Origin of the sequence: Acinetobacter sp. YH01021 (assembly GCF_013420255.1) — a bacterium.
GTDB lineage: Bacteria > Pseudomonadota > Gammaproteobacteria > Pseudomonadales > Moraxellaceae > Acinetobacter.
Genome location: NZ_VOYO01000002.1, coordinates 80883 through 99892, shown reverse-complemented (window position 1 = coordinate 99892; position 19010 = coordinate 80883). Strand labels below are relative to the sequence as shown.

Sequence of the window (19010 nt, the reverse complement as noted above, 5' to 3'; positions counted from 1 at the left end):
CTTATGCATTTGCAGCAGGTTTTTGTTCAGGTTTCTCTTTAGCATCATCTGCCTTTTTCTCGCTCGTTGCAGGCTGTTGCGGTGCAGCACCTTGTGGCGCAGCAGCTTGAGGTTGATAAGGTTTTGGTACAACTTGCTGTTCAGGTTTTACTTTCGCAATACCATCTACAATCACTTTATCGCCTGGATTCAGACCTTCAGTCACAATCCAGTTGCTGCCTTGGGAACCAACGGTAGTCACTGGACGTGGCGTCACTTTATTGTCAGCACCGACCAGCATCGCCATCGCCTGACCTGTTGGGGTACGGGTCAAAGCTGCTTGCGGAATCAGGAACGCATTCGGTACTTCACCCTGTACGATTTGTGCAGTGGCAAACATACCTGGCAGAAGCAGGTGATTTTTGTTCGGGAATACCGCACGTAAAGTCACGGTACCTGTTTCCGGGTTCACGCTAGCATCAGAGAATGCAAGACGGCCTTCAACCGGGTAGATACTGCCATCTTCAAGCTTCAACTTGACTTTGGTATTGTTAGAGCTATTCAAGCTGCCTTGATTAAGCTGTTGACGTAAACGTAAAAGCTCGGCACTTGACTGGTTAATATCTACATAGATTGGATCTAGACGCTGAATCGTTACCAATGGCTCTGGCTGATTCGCTGTCACCAAGGCACCCGCTGTCACAGACGAACGGTTGGTCTGGCCCGAAATCGGAGCACGTACAGTCGAATAGCCTAGGTTGATTTCTGCATTACGCAAAGTTGCGCGATTGGCATTCAAATCAGCTTCAGCCAGTTTGACCTGTGCCGCGATGTCATCATATTCCTGTTTGGAAATGGCATTGGTACCGACCAGTTGACGGTAACGGCCTTCCTTCACACGCAATACGCCCAGATTGGCTTCAGCACGGGCAATCGCTGCACGGGCATTGTCTACTGTAGTGCGGTTGGTACTTGAATCGATTTCATACAAGGCCTGACCTTCACGCACATAGCTGCCTTCCGTGAACAAGCGTTTAAGCACCACGCCACTGGCTTGTGGACGTACGTCTGAAATTTCAAATGCTGTTGTACGACCTGAGAGCTCTACAGACTGCTCTACACTTTGCGGTTGTGCAACAAGAACACCGACTTCAGTCGGTGGCATTTGTTGTTGAGCACCAGCTTGCTGGCCCTCTTTAGGATCTTTGCTACAACCAACAAGTGCAAGACTTGTTGCCAATGCGCAAGCAGTCAGGGCAGGTGCCCAAAGCTTTGCAGACATCATTATTCCACCTCTAATTAGATTTATATCTAAATTTTCTTATTTGTGAGCCGCGCAATATCTGATCCAGACCATATACCACAACGAAATCCAAATAAAACTGATACTCCAGCCGGATATGACATCTGAAGGAAAATGTACGCCCAGATAAACTCTTGAGATCCCCATCATCAGCATCCATACCACTGCACCGATCACGATGAGGGTATAACGGGAATGTTGCCGATGGATGTAAATTGCCAGACAAGCCAGACAGGCCGCATATAGACTATGGGCACTTGGAAAGGAACTTCCAAAGCTTTCAACCAGATGCAAGGATTCTGGTGGTCGGGGTCGGGCAATCGTAAATTTCAACAGCCAAGCTAGGAGAATTCCTCCGATAATTCCGATACATATAAAAATTGCGTTTGTATACTTTTTATACCACAGCAATGCAATACACCATAGCGTGGATAAAAATAATACAAATGGCATGCCACCTATTAAGGATAAGGACTGAGTAATTTGATTCCAAAACTCGGTGCGATACAGACTCATCCATTCCACAGCTTGCAAGTCGAGCTCGTTTAAAGCGGGAATATTCAGGATGAACACACTGAAAATTAAAAATAAAATACCGACAAAAAGTAACAAGTAATGCATGCCAAAAATCCTTGTCCTTTTAACCGTTCGCAGATCGGCCAATTGTCTGAACCAAAGTGTACTTGTCAGTACACTTTTTTTCAAGTGTGCGTATTTTATGCGAATTCCATTTTTTTCGTAAGGAATTTGTTGCTAAATATAGTGTAATTATCTCAGTTTTGAGTTTTTGTCGATGTATGATTTTCGTCAATTTCAATGCTTTGCTTGGGTGGCCAGAAGAAATCACTAGGTCGGGTCAGGAAGTGCGTCATGACCAGTTTTGCCAAAGGTTTCCACTGTTCAAAACGCACCCGGCGTGCGCGTAAGGCTACAATAATCGTCAGAGTGAAACTGACAAACAAGTTGGTCAGGCCAATGAGTAACACACCCAGAAAAGACACTACGATCAAGCCGATATCGGGACCATTGATCGTAATCAGGCCTTGAATAAAGTTGGCAGAGGCAAAGGCAATATGACGAATATCCAGCGGCAGACCGAGAATAAAACCAATGGTGCCCATACTGCCGAGCATGATCCCAAAAATAAAATTACCCGCCAGTGCACCCAGATTACGTTCGATATAATCAGCAAAACGGTAAAGACGCTCTTGCCCCATCAGCTGCGATAAACGCACATGGGCTTTCAGTCGCGGGCCGACTTTGCGATAAACGGCCATATTGTCAAAATAACCGGCCAATAATCCGGACAGGAATAAACATACTCCGGCAATCGCTGCATGTGGAATCGCCAATGAAGTAAACGGATTCAGGTCATGCAGGGTTTTGGCAGCCTTGGCATGATTCATTAAAGGTTCATGCAGCGCAAAATCCCACAGCAGGGTAATCAATGCTGCTACGGGAATTGCAATAGAAATATTGCCCAAAATGGCGACAAACTGGGTGCGGATGATATTTACAATCAGCGCAGCCAGCTCGGCAATTTGAGCCATTTTCGAGCCTTTACGCTGCTGTACGGTAGCAGCCAGTGCAGCGGCAGTCATCGCCGGTTGTTTGGTTGCCACGGTAAAATGCAGCACATGAATCAGCATAAAACCTAGTGAATAGTTCATGCTGTAGCTAAAAGCCTGCATTAACGGAGCCATGGTGAGGCGTGTCATCAGAACTTTTAAGGTGGCCATTGTCGCGATGATGGCACCAGCACCTGCAGCCGATTTATACATGGCCAGAAAGCCTTGCTTGTCGGTACTCACATAATGCTCACCGGTCTTGCTGGCATTTTCAGTGACCTGTAAAGCCAAAAGTTCACTATTGGTGGCCAGCAGGGCCCGCACACTGCGTTCGCTATAAATTGCTTCAGTAATGTCCGCCATAAATAGGCCAATGGATTGATAACGCAGATCATCGTCATCCATGACCATATTCAGCAGAATCTCAACCCGTTCCAGACACTGTTCTAGCAGTGCCAGCATATAGGTCAGGCTGACACTGACGCCAGTCCGCTTGGTAGAACGGCGAATCTTGGCCACGACATCATGACATTGTTCCAGCATCACCAGTGCTTGTGAGGCATCCGGTGGGGTAATCGAATCGACTAGGGTGACTGTGTTGTAACGTTTTTTATATTCCTGAATAAACTCGTTAATCTCACGATTCTGTACCAGAAAAGGAGATTCATATTCCATCAGTTCAGGCTGGGCATTAATAAATTCAGGGTGCAGACCAATACCACTGATCCGGTAAGACAAAATGGTCAATGCCTTGATCAGTTGGTCTTTAATTCGGGTTTTTTCAGGCTGATTGGAATGTCCCTGATTCAGGACTGAAAATAAACGTTGCCAGTCATCTTCATCAAAATAATCCAGCCAGTATTTATCGGTACGCTGATAAAAAACCTTGCGGAATAATTCCTGGAGTTGCTGATGGTCGGGAATCAGCGGTAAGACATGCGCGCCAAGGCGCTGATTCAGCTGGTTCCAGAACCCATCCAGAGACAAAATACCGGTATCGGAAAACAGACCGGTTTGTTTATAGCGGTTAATGATCCGCAGGGTAAAGGTTTGAAGCGTGGCAACCGCATTCGGGGTGAGTAATAAAGCCCGGATAAATGCATTGAATTTCGCTTCGATCTCTTCGGTATTTCTGCTGTCTTCTGGTCTGATTCTTTCAACCAGTTCAATCAGAAGATTTTCATCCAGCACCGCCCGAGGTTGTTCAAGCTGGTGTTGCATGTTTTGAAAAAGATCTAGAAAATTAATATGCATAGGCGAGTTTAAAAGTTACTGAATTCGGTGTAGGGCCAGTTTGGCCAGATTAATCAGGGCCTGACGATATTCGGAGTCAGGTAATGCCTGTAAGGCATCAATTGCAATTTCAGTTTCTTCTGTAGCACGTTGACGGCAATAATCCAGCGCACCAGATTCATTGACAATTTGAATGACCTGTTCCAGATGTTCCGTACCGCCAGTCGCAATACTGCGACGGATGATTTCATGTTGCTCACCGGTGGTGTTTTTCAGTGCCGCAATCAATGGCAGGGTCGGTTTACCTTCCATGAGATCATCACCAATATTTTTGCCGAGCGTGTCCGCATCGGAAGTGTAATCTAAAATGTCATCAATAATCTGGAAAGCATTGCCGAAATGTCCGGCAAAGGTTTTTAAAGGCTGACGGAATTCGTTTTTGTCCGACAAAATGGCAGCACCTTCTGTTGCCAGTTCAAACAGGCGCGAGGTCTTGCCATGAATAATATTCAAATAAGTCGCTTCAGTGGTTTCCGGCTGATGCTGGGATTGTAGTTGCAGCACTTCACCTTCAGCAATTTCACAGGTACCGGTCGAAAAATCTTTGAGCAACACCATGTTGTTCAGATCGACCAGCAAATCAAAAGCACGTGAAATCAGAAAGTCGCCGACCAAAACCGCAGTCTGGTTATTCCAGGTGGCATTGGCCGTCGGGCGGCCGCGACGCAGACCGGATTCATCTACCACATCATCATGCACCAGTGTTGCGGTATGCAGCATTTCAATAATTGCAGCCAGTTTACGGTGCGGTTCTAAATTTTCAGCACCACACGCCTTGGCGGCCAAAAGGCACATAATCGGGCGCATACGTTTGCCACCCGCTTCTACCACATGTTTGCTGACGGCCATCACTAATGCAACTTTTGAGGTAATTCCTTCATTAATGAATGTGTCCATCGCAGCAAAGTCGTTAGCAACAGGAGCGAGAATATCTTGCTTAAAGTCGATGGTCATGTGAAAGAAAACCTCTAGTCTGGTAAATCGCTGGGCGTAGTTTAACAATTTATAACATGAGTGAAACCTAAGAAATGCATAAACTCCACTAAAAATCAGCTTTTTATAGATCTTATGTAGATTCGATCCATATTTCGAGCCATAAAAATCAGGAAAGGTCAGGGGCGTCGCCCTATTCGTCAGGCTGAGTATATTAATCAAACTGGCCGGATTTCTGCTGTATTATTTTGTTGCTGAATATATCTTGAGTATTTGATTTGATAGAAATTATTTAATAGTTAAATAATTAGCGCATCCTGCTCATTATTATTTCAGTAAAATGGCTTGTTGTTTTTTTGAATATCCCTTAAAATCCTCGCCCTTAGATATCCCCCCAGTGGCGTACGTCTTAAGTTCGATATATTCCTTTATCGGCACGACGACACGGGCTTGTTTGGAGTACATTATGTACGCAGTAATCCAAAGCGGTGGTAAACAGCACCGTGTAGTTGAGGGTGAAACCCTTAAAGTAGAATTATTGAAAGCTGAAACTGGCGCGACTATTACGTTTGATGACGTATTGATGCTTGTTAACGGTGAAAGCATTCAAATCGGTGCTCCAGTTGTTGCTGGTGCTACTGTAACTGCTGAAGTAGTTAGCCATGGTCGTCACGACAAAATCCGCATCATCAAAATGCGTCGTCGTAAACACTACCGTAAACAACAAGGTCACCGTCAATGGTTCACTGAGTTGAAAATTACAGCTATTTCAGGCTAATTACGAGGAGTAAATAGACATGGCAACTAAAAAAGCCGGTGGTTCGACTAAGAACGGTCGTGATTCGAATCCTAAGATGTTAGGTGTTAAAGTTTACGGTGGTCAAACTGTAACTGCAGGTAACATCATCGTTCGTCAACGTGGTACTGAATTCCACGCTGGTCAAAACGTTGGTATGGGTCGTGACCATACATTATTTGCTACTGCTGATGGCGTAGTAAAATTCGAAGTGAAAGGTCAATTTGGCCGTCGCTACGTATCTGTTGATGCGTAATTCGCTGAGATAGAAAAAAACCCACAACTTTTGTGGGTTTTTTTATGCCTGAAAATTAATAGGCAGATTAAGCGACATTCCATAATGTAAAAATTGTCCTGAAATCTTCATAATGATGAACAAAAAAACCGATTTCGAATTAATAACAATACAAAAGTTCTTATTTTCTATCATTTTAGCTTTTAATTTTCGTTTAAGATGAGCTATCAAATAAATTGCGATCACGCAAAATATAAGGGTGAAATTATGAATATGCTTCGTAAAACCGTCTGTGCTATGGCTCTGGGTGCAGTGACTTTAGCACCGGTGATGAGTACAACCGTGTTTGCTGCACCTGTGGCAGCTTCGGAGCAACAGGCAACAGACAGTCTGGTCAAGCAGCTCAATCATGTGCGTAGCATGACTGCAAATTTCGAACAAAGCACCAAGGTAACCAATCCAAGAGCGATCCAGAAAAAAGGTTTGACTGCACAACATATGAATCAAACCTTTAAAGGGGTGATGAAAGTTGAGCGTCCGGGTAAATTCTATTGGGAAACGACCGCACCGTCGAAGCAAGTCATTGCAACCACGGGTAAAACCGTATGGATTTATGATCCGGACTTGCAGCAAGCTGTTCGTCAAAGCTTAGATGAGCAGGTTGCCAATACGCCGGCCTTATTGCTGTCAGGAAACACCAGCCAGATTATGCAGTCTTACCGGGTGACTCAGCCAAATAAAGGTAAAACCTATTACACGCTGTATCCTAAAAATACCGATGGTGTGTTTGAAAGCCTGACCATTAGCTTTGGCGCGAACAAAGCACCAAGCTTGATGATCTTGCAGGATTCATTGGGACAAACCACCAATATCAAATTTAGCAATGTAAAAGTAAATAACAGTATTCCAGCCTCTACCTTTAATTTTACCCCACCAAAAGGTACGGACATCATTGATCAATAAGCATCAATATGAACCAACTGAAAAAGCAACCTTTCGAGGTTGCTTTTTTATTGCCAATCATCGGGATTGTTTTGGACAGGCTACAAGGTTCAGCTATATCTAAACACGAGAGCATCTTAGAATAAATAAAAGTCGAGTCAATGAAATTGCAAAATTTTTGGAGCTCAGGATGAAGATTAATCTATTTAAAACTACTGAAATTTACGCTGTTTTATTACTCACTGTAAGTATGTTGGGTTGTCAGCCTCAATCCAGTTCAGTGGCAAAGCTTGCGCAAACAGATCGGGTTGTGCAAATTGAAGCCAAAACCGTTCCAATTAAAGGGGCAGACAAAGTGGTGTGTGAAATAGAAGGTTGTGTACGCTTTGATCTACAGACGGTGGACAGCAATGTTGACTGGATTAATCAATATTTTATTGAGCGCATTCAGCATACTGAGCCTGTTGCATTCACCAAAGTCACCCAGAAAAATCCGAAAAAAGCCAATGAGCCGCATTATCTGGATCAGCGCTTTATGAAGGTGGAATTTGTCGGTCAGCACGCTCATCTGGCGACTTTTGCCTTAAAAAGTTCCAATCTGGCAAGGAATAAAAATGCTTCTCTGAAACATGTAGAATATATCAATTTTGATCTAAAGCAGAGAAAGCGTTTGGCCTTGTCTCAACTATTATTAAATGGCGGTGAGCAGAAATTGCTGAATGCAATGTATCAGGCGAATACTCAATGGCTGAATACGCAAGGGATTCAACAACAGCAGTTAAAATTGAGTGATAACTATTATTTTGACAGGTCTGGTCTGGTGATGGTGTATCCGGCAGGAGAACTAGCTCCCGCAGCAACAGGAATGCCTGAATTAAAAGTGTCCTATGCGGATTTAAATGAAGTGATTCGCCCTGAATATTTAGCCATTTTGCAGCAGGCAGCTTCCTAAATATTGTGCTAATAGGACGCAGCTAGGGTCAGGGTCACTGTATTTTTTGACGTTAAGAGCTTACACTATAGCCAGTTTTTTTCTTCTGCAAAGATTGATTATGATCGACCCGAAATTACTCAGAAATAATATTGAGGCTGTAAATGTAGCCTTGGCAAAACGTGGTGTTCAACTCAATGTTGAAGAGTGGGCATCCCTAGAAGCACGCCGTAAAGAGATTCAGTCCAAGACAGAAACCTTGCAAGCTGAACGTAATGCCGGTGCCAAACAAGTCGGTCAAATTAAAAAAGCAGGTGGCGACGCATCTGAAATCATGACGCGCATGTCTGCGATTGGTGATGAAATCAAAGCGGCTGAAGCAGCTCTGGCTGAACTGCAAGCTGAGCTTGAAGAAAAATTACTGTCTATTCCAAACTTGCCCGATGAAGCTGTGCCTGAAGGTAAAGACGAAAGCGATAATGTGGAAATCCTGAAATGGGGTACACCACGTGAATTTGATTTCGAAATCAAAGATCATACGGATCTAGGCGAAATAATGGGCGGTCTGGAATTTGAAACCGCGACCAAATTAACCGGTTCACGTTTTAGTGTACTAAAAGGTCCATTAGCACGTTTACAACGTGCCATTACCCAGTTCATGCTAAATACGCATACTGATCAAAATGGCTATACTGAAGCCTATGTACCTTATCTGGTCAATGCAGACTCATTGCGCGGTACAGGTCAGCTACCTAAATTTGAAGAAGATCTGTTTAAGCTGCAGGGCGAAAAAGAGTTTTATCTGATTCCGACTGCTGAAGTGCCAGTGACGAATTTCGTACGTGATGAAATTATTGATGCAGACCGTCTGCCACTGAAATATGCAGCGCATACGCCATGTTTCCGTAGTGAAGCAGGTTCTTATGGCCGTGATACCCGCGGTTTGATCCGTCAGCACCAATTCGACAAAGTTGAAATGGTTCAAATTGTGAAGCCTGAAACCTCGATGCAAGTGCTTGAAGAATTGACTGGCCATGCTGAAGGTATCTTGCAAGCACTCGGACTTCCATATCGTAAAATTTTACTTTGTGGTGGTGACATGGGCTTTGGTGCGACCAAGACTTATGACCTGGAAGTTTGGGTACCAAGCCAGAATACTTACCGTGAAATTTCATCTTGTTCAAACATGAGTGATTTCCAGGCGCGTCGTATGAAAGCGCGTTACCGGGCTGATCAGAAGAAAACTGAATTTGTACATACTTTGAATGGTTCAGGTCTGGCCGTGGGTCGTACTTTACTTGCAGTGATGGAAAACTATCAACGCGCTGATGGCTCGATTGAGATTCCTGAAGTATTACGTCCATATATGGGTGGTGCGACTTATATCGACTAATTGTCGATCTCAGCATCCCTAAATGTGCATGAAAATTGCATAGACAGTCAGATTTAAAATTTTGAGGTAGTTCGTGGATATTTTTCCAATCTCGTTAAAGTTGCAACAGCAACCTTGTCTGATTGTCGGTGGTGGACATATTGCATACCGTAAAGCACTTCTTCTACAAAAAGCAGGTGCGATCATTCATGTCATTGCGCCTGAAATTGAAGAGAGTCTGCTGCGAATTGTGCAAAATAGCCAAGGACAATATGTCCAAGCCGCTTTTCATCCTGAAGTTGCATTACGTTCATATCGACTGGTGATTGCAGCGACTGACGATGCAGAGACCAATCGTCAGGTCTTTGAACTGTGTGAAGCGGAAAATGTTCTGGTCAATAGCGTTGATGATCCGCCGCATTGCCGCTTTATGGTGCCAGCGATTATTGACCGTTCGCCATTGGTCATTTCGGTCGCATCGAATGGTACGTCGCCGGTATTATCGCGTCAGATCCGTACCCAACTGGAAACGACTATTCCGCATGGAATGGGCAAGCTGGCTGAATTTTCAGGAAAATGGCGCAGTGCGGTTAAGGCTAAAATTGTCAATCCGGATGAACGCCGTATTTTCTGGGAAGATTTATATGCCAGTTCGCTAAAAGAACAGGTGTTCAACGACAATATCGCGGAAGCAGATCGCCTGATTGAGCAGGCCTTACAGGAATGGCAACAGCCGAAAGGTGAAGTCTACTTGGTCGGTGCGGGTCCGGGTGATCCAGAATTGTTGACCTTAAAAGCCTTGCGTTTAATGCAGCAAGCCGACGTGGTCATTTACGACCGACTGGTTTCAGCGCCAATTATGGAGCTGTGCCGCCGCGATGCGGAAAAGATCTATGTCGGTAAGGCACGTTCCAATCATGCGGTTCCGCAAGACGGGATTAATGCCTTGTTGGTGAAATATGCCAGTGAAGGAAAGCGGGTTTGTCGTCTGAAAGGCGGTGATCCATTTATCTTCGGGCGTGGCGGTGAAGAGATTGAAGAACTTTTTGCGGCAGGTGTCACTTTTCAAGTGGTTCCAGGGATTACCGCAGCTTCAGGCTGTTCAGCCTATGCCGGCATTCCTTTAACCCATCGTGATTATGCGCAAAGTGTGCGTTTTCTGACAGGTCACTTAAAAGAAGGCTCACCCGAATTGCCTTGGAGTGAGTTGGTCTATGAAAACCAGACCTTGGTGCTTTATATGGGACTGGTGGGACTGGAGAAAATCTGTGCAGAATTAATCGCTCATGGTCAGCGAGCCGATATGCCGGTGGCCTTGGTTTCTAAAGGTACGACGCCTGAACAGAAAGTTGTAGTAGGAACGCTTGCAGATATTGCATCGAAGGTATCCGAACATCAGATTCAGGCACCGACTTTGACCATTATTGGTGAAGTCGTACGCTTACGTGAACAATTGCAATGGCATGAGCGAGGATAAGCAAAGCATTGCTTTGCCCGAGCGCAAGATGAAGGCTGTGCCTGAAGTAAGAGGATAAGCAAAGCACTGCTTTGCCCGAGCGCAAGACGAATGTCGTGTCTGAATTAAATATATTGAGTGAGTAAGCTGTGATCCACGTTGTTTTATATGAGCCTGAAATCCCTGCAAATACAGGCAATATCATTCGTTTGTGTGCTAATACAGGAGCGCAGTTGCATCTGGTCAAACCGTTGGGTTTTGAACTGGATGACAAAAAGCTGAAACGTGCCGGTCTGGATTATCACGAATATGCCAATATGCAGATTTGGGAAAATATCGAAGACTGTCTGGCCGATCTGGCAAGTAAAGGCATTGGGCTGGATGCCATCTATCCATTGACCACCAAAGGTTCTGAAACACCGCACACTTCGGATTTAAACCGTCCTGTGGCCTTGTTAATGGGTCCGGAAACTCGTGGTCTGCCTGAATATGTTCGTCTGATGTTTCCGCAAAAGCATTGGATTCGTTTACCGATGGCAGAAAACTCCCGAAGTTTGAACCTGTCGAATGCCACAGCAGTGATTGTGTATGAAGCTTGGCGTCAGCAGGGTTTTAAAACGCTTTAAGCGGAAATTTGTGATGATTCTAAAAGCTGCCTTTGGGTGGCTTTTTTATTTTGTGTAACAAATAGATAAACTGCTTTTCACTTCATTGTATGCTTGAGTTTATAACTTCATCAAATATAACAAAAGGTGCTGCTTTGAAGCCTCTATTAAAACTTGTCATCGCATGTTGCCTTGAAACTATTGCGGCTTCCGTCAGTGCGGAAGAGGACAGAGCCGCCATATCGGCAACAAAGGAAGTTCAGCCCATTACTCAGGCAGAAATACAGCAGGGTTTGCTTAACATGCAAAAACGCTTAGATGCGCGTATTGAAAAATGGGGGCAGAGCCTGAATTCAGATGATTTTCAATGGACCTGGCGGGGGCGTAAATTAAAGCCCGCCAAGCGTGAGGAAGTCTGTGATATTTTTCAGGATGTCGTCGATGAAATGTATCAACTGGCTATCAAAAATAGAGCCCGTTTAGGTCCGGAAGAGCAAAAGTTATTGTCTAATCGCAGTCTGTTTATTGAGAAACTGGGTTATGAAAATAATCGAGTTAATACCCAGATGGGTTTTGATTGCTATCTGCGTTAGTAAAATCAAAACATGACAGACATAAAAAAGGCGCATGAAGCGCCTTTTTTATTTGAATTGAAAAGATATTATTTATCGTCAAATTCATTGTGCTGAGGAGCTGGGTGCTTGAAGCCTTTGGTTTTATAACCCAAGTACAAGATACCGCCAAATGCCCAGATCAGACCATATTTAAGCGAAGCTTCATCGACTTCTAGCCACAATGCAAAGACTGAAATGAAGCCAAGTAAAGGAACAACGACAAAGTTCATGATCTCTTTAGCACTCTTGGTACGACCATCACGTAATGCATAACGTGAAATCACCGACAAGTTGACGAAACTGAATGCAGTTAAGGCACCAAAGCTGATCAAAGACACCACAAAATCAAGATCCATAAAGCCAGCAGTTAAAGCCACTGCACCAGCGATCAGGATGTTGTATGAAGGTGTATAGTTTTTCGGGCTAATATGACCGAAGATCTTCTTGTTGATTACGCCATCACGACCCATTACATACATCAGACGTGATACACCCGCATGTGCTGAAATACCAGAAGCCATAACTGTCACAATCGCGAAGTAAAGTACGACTGTTTTAAACGCCACGCCACCGACAGCTTGTAAAATATCCGGCTGTGTTGCAGCGATATCTTCAAAGTAAGTTTTTGGATCATTCGGGAAGAAGATCTGCATGAAGTAAGTACTGATGATAAAGATGATACCTGCCAATAATGCAGTCAAGAAAATCGCTTTAGGTAAGGTTTTTTCGGTATCTTTAGTTTCTTCAGCAAGAGAACTTAAGGAGTCAAAACCTGTGAATGAGAAGCACAGTAAGGTTGCACCGGTAATCAGGGCAGCAACAGAAGTAAACTCATTCCAGAATGGCTCTAAACTCCACAGTTGGTACTTTGCATCGACCAGTGTGCCGTCTGCATTTACGCCACCTTCCAGAAGTTGGTAAACCATCCAGGTGAAGTATGCAATGACGCCCAATTGTACGAATACAATCATACTGTTGAAGTTGGCAACAAATCTCGCACCACGAAGGTTAATCGCGGTCATAAAGGCGGTTAAACCAATGACCCAAACCCAATGGTTCATGTCTGGGAAAAGTGCTTCCAGATAAATCACCGCCAGAATGATATTGACCATTGGCGATAACAGGTAATCCAGCAAGGATGACCAACCCACCATGAAACCTACGTTCGGGTGGATGGATTTTTGCGCATAGGTATAGGCCGAACCCGAAGAAGGGTAGCGACGAATCATATGACCATAGCTCAAGGAGGTTAACAAAATTGCAATCAGTGCAAAAATGTAAGAGGTAGGAACGTGGAAGTTACTTTCTTCAGATACCAGACCAAATGTATCAAACAAGGTCATGGGTTGAATATAAGCTAAACCAATAATAATGATGTGCCAGAGTCCTAGCGTTTTTTGCAGTTTAGCTGCCGATTGAGTCCCAGAGATATTAGTCAACGGCGTTATCCTCTTAATCGTTGATCAAGGATCAGTCATATTTATAAGGATCGTTTGAGACGAACGATCCCCCCTACAGTTTTCTATAAAAGTCCGCCAATCTACTTGAAAAGAACGGCTTTTGCTAGCTATTTTTTTGACTTTTGTCCTGCATAAAATGTGCCATTCAAAAAAGAAATCGAATTTTTTCTTATGCAAGATAAAAGCCTGATGTTTAAAAAAACATCAGGCTAGAATTTCGGCTATATTGGCTTATTTTTCAGTAATTACCAAGCCTTTTTTAAGATAGATTTTAAATCTTCCAGGGTAGCTTCTTTCGGGTTATAAATGATGGAACCATCATTCAGGGCTTTCTCTGCCACTTCATCGAGCTGGGCTTCAGAAATCTTACCGGTTTCACGTAATGTGCGCGGTAATTTGGTGAGACTGTAAATCCGGTCACGCATGGTTAGAATCGTTGCAATAGTTTTGTCAGCACGTAGATGCGCCGGCGTTTGTGCATAAATATCGGCACCCGCCAAAGGCAGGAGCAGATCTGCGATTTTATCGCCATTGACCTCTTTGTTGTATTCCAGCACATAAGGCAGGAATAAGTTCATGCATAAACCATGCGGCAGGTGTACCACTGCACCCAATGAGTGCCCCAATGAATGCACAATGCCGACCATCGAGTTGGAAAATGCAATTCCTGCCATGGTCGATGCCTGTGCCAGTTCCAGACGGCCTTGTGCATCGGAAGGGTTGTCCAGCACATTAAATAGATGGGCACTGATCTTCTTAACTGCTGCAGTCGCATAAGCATCCGAAATTGGATTGGCTGCCATGCAGGTATAAGCTTCAACCGCATGGGTCATCGCATCCATTGCGGTCATGGCGGTTAAATGCGGCGGCAAGGTCTGGGTCATGCGGGGATCCAGAATCGCAGCATGCGGCATCAGGTAATAAGAGGCGAACGGCATTTTGACGTTCTTTTCAGTGTCCGACACGACAGCGACCATGGTCACTTCTGAACCTGTACCAGACGTGGTTGGAATCACAAAAAACGGTTTCAGCGGTTTAGGCAGGTTGTGAGCACCTGAATATTTCAGCAGGTCATCACCGCCTTCAGAGACCAAAATATTGGTTGCCTTAGAGGTATCAATGACTGAACCTCCGCCCACAGCAATGATCGCGTCGCAATGATTTTCGCGATACAGCTTTGCCGCACTGCGCACTGTACCCAAGCTAGAGTCGGGTGGTACATCATCAAAAATCGCTACAATTGCAGCATCTGCCATTTCAAATGCAGCTTCAATTGGTGCCAACAAATTGTTGGCACGGACGCCTTTGTCGGTAATGATGAGCGGACGTTTGGCCCCCAAAGTCGCAAGTTCAAACGGAATATGTTCTAACGCGGCATGACCGGCAATCACTTTGACCGGACAGAAAAATTCATAATAAGGTTTAGCCATGTTATACACTCCGTTTCAAATAGGATTGAGCGATTTTCAGATAAATACTGCTCGCTTCGCTTAGTTTTTCTTTTAGGCTCAGATTGCTTGGATATTCTTTAACTGCCAGTTGTGCCACCATTTTCGGCAAAATCAGTGCTTCCATTTTATTCAGGCAACGTACCAGACGAATGGCATTAGAAATATCGCCATCAGCAATCATGCGGTCATTGGCAAAAGCCTGTGAGGTACTTTCCTGAAAAGAAAATACCAAAAAGGCATGATGCAGATGTTTAAAGGTAATGGTCAGATCGGGCGCTTTTTCCAGATTTTTGACCAGTTCCAGTTGTTTGTCCTCAGTGACCCGCGCCACAAAGGCCGGGCCATGCGGAAAGACTTTCATGGAAAGAGTAAAATTTTCTGGAAAGTGGGCCACTTCCTGTTTGATTTCTTCATCCACCTGGCTTGCCATGACCAGACCTCGGCCAATCACATCCATCATGAGTTTGACATAGGCAAGCTGCAAAGCGGGTTTTACGGATTTAGTCGCAATCACGTGATGATCCCTATCTCAATATTATTAGTTTAGAGTAAATACTCTAATTTATTTGGGGTTGAAATGCAAAGGCTTTATCTTTGCTCGACAGTTACTTGCTTAAAGTACCCGCTGTGACGCAAAGTTTCAATAATTTCAGTGCACAACTGGCTGAATTGGGGTGGTTGTTCGAGCAAATCACTCATGCGTACCATTTCCAGTCCTGCATAGCCACAAGGGTTAATGGTATTGAATCCGCTTAGGTCACAATCCAGATTTAGGGACAAACCATGATAGCTACGGCCTTTGCGAATTTTAAAACCAAGTGAGCCAATTTTGCGTTCAGCGACGTAAACCCCGGGGGCATCCGGTTTGGCATAGGCATTAATGCCATATTTTTTTAGCAATTCGATCATCAGGTTTTCAGCATAAGACACCAGCGTGCGCACATTCCAGCCCAGACGATTCAAGTCAAACATGAAGTAAGCCACCAATTGACCGGGACCATGCCAGGTCACCTGACCACCACGATCGGTCTGAATCACCGGAATGTTGCTTGGTATTAAAATATGTTCCGGTTTTCCTGCCTGACCTTGAGTGAGTACATCCTGATGTTGCAAAATCCACAATTGATCCGGGCTATGTTCATCACGGGTTTCCGTAAATGTTTTCATTTCCAGAAAACGATCTTCATAAGGTGTGAGGTCGTGATATTGACGAATGATCAGCTCGGGCTTTTGCAGCACATCAGTCACAGGGAGTGTCCTTGGTAATTATAAAAACTGATCATAATTATAATGACTTCGGCATGAAATAGGGGCGAGATCAGCAATATTTAAGCGTTAGCTCAGCTTTGAATGAGCATAAAAAAACACGCCCGAAAGCGTGTCTTTTTCATTTTCGATTAGAGTGCGGTTTTAATCAGCGGGCAGGCGGCCAAATCTGCATACACTGCATGCACCTGTTCCAGTTCCAAAAAACGCAGTTGTGCAGTAATGGAATGATATTTGCCAGTACGTGATGGTGTAATACTGACGCTATCACCTTCAAAATCTGGAAAATGTTTTAGAAAAATATCGATGACAGCGTGACGTAATTCATCGCCCGCCAAGCCAATCAATTTAATTGGATAATCCATAGGGAAAACCCAAAGATGTTCTTGAAGTTCACGAGATGGTGTACGGTCTAACATGGTAGTCCCCCTGATTTGAAACGCCTGCAATCATGCAGGCGTTTGGGTCTGTCTTGGCTACTTAAGTGGAGACTGATGATTAAATTTCAAGTCTCCAGAATAAGCATCAAATCTTAATCATTCTCAAGGAATGAGCGTAAGTGTTCTGAACGCGATGGATGGCGAAGTTTACGTAGTGCTTTCGCTTCAATCTGACGAATACGTTCACGTGTTACGTCAAACTGTTTGCCTACTTCTTCCAAAGTATGGTCGGTCGGCATGTCGATACCAAAACGCATTTTCAGGACTTTGGCTTCACGTTCAGTCAGGTTTTCCAGAACTTCACGTGTTGCTTCTTTTAGGCCTTCAGACGTTGCAGCATCAATTGGTGACGTGATGTTGCTGTCTTCAATGAAGTCACCCAGATGCGAATCTTCATCATCACCGATTGGTGTTTCCATCGAAATCGGTTCTTTGGCGATTTTCAGTACTTTACGTACTTTAACTTCGTCCATTTCCAGACGTTCACCCAACTCTTCAGGAGTCGGTTCACGACCCATTTCCTGTAGAAGCTGACGAGATACACGGTTGATCTTGTTGATCGTTTCAATCATATGTACCGGAATACGAATGGTACGGGCCTGATCCGCAATCGAACGGGTGATTGCCTGACGAATCCACCAAGTTGCATAAGTCGAGAATTTATAACCACGACGGTATTCAAACTTGTCTACGGCTTTCATAAGACCGATGTTACCTTCCTGGATCAAATCCAGGAATTGCAAGCCACGGTTGGTATATTTCTTCGCAATCGAAATGACCAGACGCAAGTTCGCTTCAACCATTTCTTTCTTGGCACGACGCGCTTTGGCTTCACCGACGGCCATACGTTTGGCAATATCTTTAATGCCTTTTACATCAAGGCCAAGCTCTTTCTCGATATCGGCAATTTTTTGCTGGAAAGCCAATACGTCTGGACGTACTTTTTCCAGATAAGCTTTCTGGTCTGCAGGTGTTTTCGCGATCTGCTCATCTAACCAGGCTGGATTCGATTCTTGACCTGGGAAGCTGGTACGGAACTGGGTGCGGTCCATACGGCCACGACGTACTGCATAACGCATCACTTCACGTTCTGCACCACGAATCTGGTCGTGTGTACCACGAATCATTTCAGAAATGATATCGAATAGACGCGGGGTGAATTTGAACATCATGAATACAGTTGCAAGTGCCTGAAGCGCTTCTTCAGCCTGTTTGCTGTCACGGCCATGTTTTTCAATGGTTGCTTTGGTATTCAACCATGCATTTTCCAGTTCAGTAAAACGCGCTTTGGCAATTTCAGGATCTGGACCAGAATCTGCTTCTGACTCATCATCAGAATCTGCTTCTTCTTCCTCTTCATCATCGTCCAGTTTTACGTCTTTGGTCGATTTTTTCGAGTCAGTCTCATCTTCAGCAAGAACCGCTTCTTCTTCTAGAACTTCAGGAATTTCTTCATCTGATTCAGGATCTAAATAACCTGATAAAAGGTCAGCGAGACGGCGTTCGCCCGCTTCATAATCTTTGTATTCTTGCAGTACCACTTCTACCGCATTCGGCCAGTAAGCAATCGAGTGCAAAACATCACGAATACCTTCTTCGATGCGTTTTGCGATGCTGATCTCGCCTTCACGAGTCAGGAGTTCTACTGTACCCATCTCACGCATATACATACGTACAGGGTCAGTGGTACGACCTGGCTCGTTTTCTACCGATGCAAGTACGGCTGCAGCTTCTTCTTCTGCAACTTCATCCGCCGCTTCTGCAGTATCTTCGAACATCGTATCATCAGATTCAGGCGCGCGATCATGTACCGGAATACCGACGTCATTCAGCATCTGAATGATATCTTCAATCTGCTCGCTTTCTGTGATGGAGTCCGGCAGATGATCGTTAACCTCAGCGAAGGTTAAATAACCTTGTTCTTTGCCTCGGCTAATCAGAGCCGCTACTTGAGAAGTAGGGGAAGTCATATCGCTCATCTTTTGCTTACTCTTCGTTGAATCTGTGGCAGTAAAAAACCGTACAAGGCTGCACGATTTAAGCTCGTTAAATTTAGTGAATAGCCTATATATTTCATCAGGGAATTCAGCATGAAAGCTGTCTGATAAAATATTTAAAATGAAATTCAGTAATTTAAGATGGGGGTGAATTTGTTGTTTTCAAGTTCATCCCATGCGTGTCTGTTTATGACTCAAAAAAGGAGAGTCAAAAAACATAAGGACGCAGGGTGGATTATATCATGGCACACAATTGAGACAGAAAAAACCCCTAATTACAAATTAAAAATACGAAAATCCAAATAAAACTTGACTTGTTATTTTAGGCACGATAAATAGCGCTTAAATCCTTTTACATTTTTCACTCAT

General features: G+C 44.3%; 18 protein-coding genes. 8 read left to right on the top strand and 10 right to left on the bottom strand.

Going from position 1 to position 19010, the window contains the following annotated elements; translation table 11 throughout:
- Position 1: 1 nt before the first annotated feature.
- The 4 genes from FTT86_RS02275 to sdsA all read right to left on the bottom strand — a co-directional run bounded on the left by FTT86_RS02275 (position 2) and on the right by sdsA (position 5097).
- Complete coding sequence (locus FTT86_RS02275; RefSeq protein ID WP_004280644.1) at positions 2 to 1264, bottom strand: efflux RND transporter periplasmic adaptor subunit; 1263 nt, start codon at positions 1262 to 1264, stop codon at positions 2 to 4.
- Positions 1265 to 1300: 36 nt separating this feature from the next.
- The gene (locus FTT86_RS02270) at positions 1301 to 1903 is read right to left on the bottom strand and encodes a phosphatase PAP2 family protein (RefSeq protein WP_005265902.1); all 603 of its coding nucleotides are present in this window, start codon (positions 1901 to 1903) and stop codon (positions 1301 to 1303) included.
- Between the two features lie 152 nt (positions 1904 to 2055).
- Entirely contained in the window at positions 2056 to 4104 is a 2049-nt protein-coding gene (locus FTT86_RS02265; RefSeq protein WP_017398024.1) for a site-specific recombinase, read from the bottom strand.
- Between the two features lie 15 nt (positions 4105 to 4119).
- A complete protein-coding gene (gene sdsA / locus FTT86_RS02260) occupies positions 4120 to 5097 on the bottom strand; it encodes an All-trans-nonaprenyl-diphosphate synthase (protein WP_005265900.1) in 978 nt (325 codons plus the stop codon).
- A 445-nt stretch (positions 5098 to 5542) separates the two neighbouring features.
- Between sdsA and rplU the strand changes: the two genes are divergently transcribed.
- The 8 genes from rplU to FTT86_RS16240 all read left to right on the top strand — a co-directional run bounded on the left by rplU (position 5543) and on the right by FTT86_RS16240 (position 12006).
- Positions 5543 to 5854 carry a 50S ribosomal protein L21 gene (gene rplU / locus FTT86_RS02255; protein WP_004280640.1) on the top strand — a complete coding sequence of 104 codons (312 nt, stop codon included), beginning with the start codon at positions 5543 to 5545 and terminating at the stop codon, positions 5852 to 5854.
- Positions 5855 to 5873: 19 nt separating this feature from the next.
- Complete coding sequence (gene rpmA, locus FTT86_RS02250) at positions 5874 to 6128, top strand: 50S ribosomal protein L27 (protein ID WP_004280639.1); 255 nt, start codon at positions 5874 to 5876, stop codon at positions 6126 to 6128.
- A 246-nt stretch (positions 6129 to 6374) separates the two neighbouring features.
- Positions 6375 to 7070, top strand: coding sequence for an outer membrane lipoprotein chaperone LolA (lolA, locus tag FTT86_RS02245; protein WP_180180463.1), 696 nt, complete (start codon positions 6375 to 6377; stop codon positions 7068 to 7070).
- Positions 7071 to 7239: 169 nt separating this feature from the next.
- Positions 7240 to 8001, top strand: a complete 762-nt coding sequence (locus FTT86_RS02240; protein WP_180180462.1) for an RsiV family protein — start codon at positions 7240 to 7242, stop codon at positions 7999 to 8001.
- A 100-nt stretch (positions 8002 to 8101) separates the two neighbouring features.
- Positions 8102 to 9373 (top strand): serine--tRNA ligase, encoded by a 1272-nt coding sequence (gene serS, locus FTT86_RS02235; protein WP_180180461.1) that lies wholly within the window; start codon positions 8102 to 8104, stop codon positions 9371 to 9373.
- A 73-nt stretch (positions 9374 to 9446) separates the two neighbouring features.
- Positions 9447 to 10829: a siroheme synthase CysG gene (gene cysG / locus FTT86_RS02230; protein ID WP_180180460.1), complete on the top strand. Its 1383-nt coding sequence runs from the start codon at positions 9447 to 9449 to the stop codon at positions 10827 to 10829.
- A gap of 128 nt (positions 10830 to 10957) precedes the next feature.
- Entirely contained in the window at positions 10958 to 11434 is a 477-nt protein-coding gene (locus FTT86_RS02225; RefSeq protein ID WP_180180459.1) for a tRNA (cytidine(34)-2'-O)-methyltransferase, read from the top strand.
- Positions 11435 to 11523: 89 nt separating this feature from the next.
- The gene (locus FTT86_RS16240) at positions 11524 to 12006 is read left to right on the top strand and encodes a hypothetical protein (protein WP_180180458.1); all 483 of its coding nucleotides are present in this window, start codon (positions 11524 to 11526) and stop codon (positions 12004 to 12006) included.
- Between the two features lie 68 nt (positions 12007 to 12074).
- On the opposite strand, the gene FTT86_RS02215 is transcribed toward FTT86_RS16240, so the two are convergent.
- The 6 genes from FTT86_RS02215 to rpoD form a co-directional block, all read right to left on the bottom strand.
- Positions 12075 to 13466 (bottom strand): APC family permease, encoded by a 1392-nt coding sequence (locus FTT86_RS02215; protein ID WP_004280630.1) that lies wholly within the window; start codon positions 13464 to 13466, stop codon positions 12075 to 12077.
- A gap of 266 nt (positions 13467 to 13732) precedes the next feature.
- Complete coding sequence (locus FTT86_RS02210; protein ID WP_180037093.1) at positions 13733 to 14917, bottom strand: iron-containing alcohol dehydrogenase; 1185 nt, start codon at positions 14915 to 14917, stop codon at positions 13733 to 13735.
- A 1-nt stretch (position 14918) separates the two neighbouring features.
- Positions 14919 to 15452, bottom strand: coding sequence for a hypothetical protein (locus FTT86_RS02205; RefSeq protein ID WP_180180457.1), 534 nt, complete (start codon positions 15450 to 15452; stop codon positions 14919 to 14921).
- Positions 15453 to 15526: 74 nt separating this feature from the next.
- On the bottom strand, positions 15527 to 16186 hold the full coding sequence (gene lipB, locus FTT86_RS02200; protein WP_004645796.1) for a lipoyl(octanoyl) transferase LipB: 660 nt from the start codon (positions 16184 to 16186) through the stop codon (positions 15527 to 15529).
- Between the two features lie 149 nt (positions 16187 to 16335).
- The gene (locus FTT86_RS02195) at positions 16336 to 16623 is read right to left on the bottom strand and encodes a YbeD family protein (RefSeq protein ID WP_004280625.1); all 288 of its coding nucleotides are present in this window, start codon (positions 16621 to 16623) and stop codon (positions 16336 to 16338) included.
- A gap of 113 nt (positions 16624 to 16736) precedes the next feature.
- Positions 16737 to 18716: an RNA polymerase sigma factor RpoD gene (gene rpoD / locus FTT86_RS02190; protein WP_373886102.1), complete on the bottom strand. Its 1980-nt coding sequence runs from the start codon at positions 18714 to 18716 to the stop codon at positions 16737 to 16739.
- Between the last annotated feature and the right edge of the window lie 294 nt (positions 18717 to 19010).

What these genes read in the sequence shown, in the direction of transcription:
- sdsA (WP_005265900.1), bottom strand. Translation starts at nt 5,097, where the DNA reads ATGACCATCGACTTTAAGCAAGATATTCTCGCTCCTGTTGCTAACGAC.
- FTT86_RS02195 (WP_004280625.1), bottom strand. Translation starts at nt 16,623, where the DNA reads ATGTTAGACCGTACACCATCTCGTGAACTTCAAGAACATCTTTGGGTT.
- lolA (WP_180180463.1), top strand. Translation starts at nt 6,375, where the DNA reads ATGAATATGCTTCGTAAAACCGTCTGTGCTATGGCTCTGGGTGCAGTG.
- rplU (WP_004280640.1), top strand. Translation starts at nt 5,543, where the DNA reads ATGTACGCAGTAATCCAAAGCGGTGGTAAACAGCACCGTGTAGTTGAG.
- rpmA (WP_004280639.1), top strand. Translation starts at nt 5,874, where the DNA reads ATGGCAACTAAAAAAGCCGGTGGTTCGACTAAGAACGGTCGTGATTCG.
- FTT86_RS02210 (WP_180037093.1), bottom strand. Translation starts at nt 14,917, where the DNA reads ATGGCTAAACCTTATTATGAATTTTTCTGTCCGGTCAAAGTGATTGCC.
- FTT86_RS02275 (WP_004280644.1), bottom strand. Translation starts at nt 1,264, where the DNA reads ATGATGTCTGCAAAGCTTTGGGCACCTGCCCTGACTGCTTGCGCATTG.
- FTT86_RS02240 (WP_180180462.1), top strand. Translation starts at nt 7,240, where the DNA reads ATGAAGATTAATCTATTTAAAACTACTGAAATTTACGCTGTTTTATTA.
- FTT86_RS02270 (WP_005265902.1), bottom strand. Translation starts at nt 1,903, where the DNA reads ATGCATTACTTGTTACTTTTTGTCGGTATTTTATTTTTAATTTTCAGT.
- FTT86_RS02265 (WP_017398024.1), bottom strand. Translation starts at nt 4,104, where the DNA reads ATGCATATTAATTTTCTAGATCTTTTTCAAAACATGCAACACCAGCTT.
- serS (WP_180180461.1), top strand. Translation starts at nt 8,102, where the DNA reads ATGATCGACCCGAAATTACTCAGAAATAATATTGAGGCTGTAAATGTA.
- FTT86_RS16240 (WP_180180458.1), top strand. Translation starts at nt 11,524, where the DNA reads ATGCTTGAGTTTATAACTTCATCAAATATAACAAAAGGTGCTGCTTTG.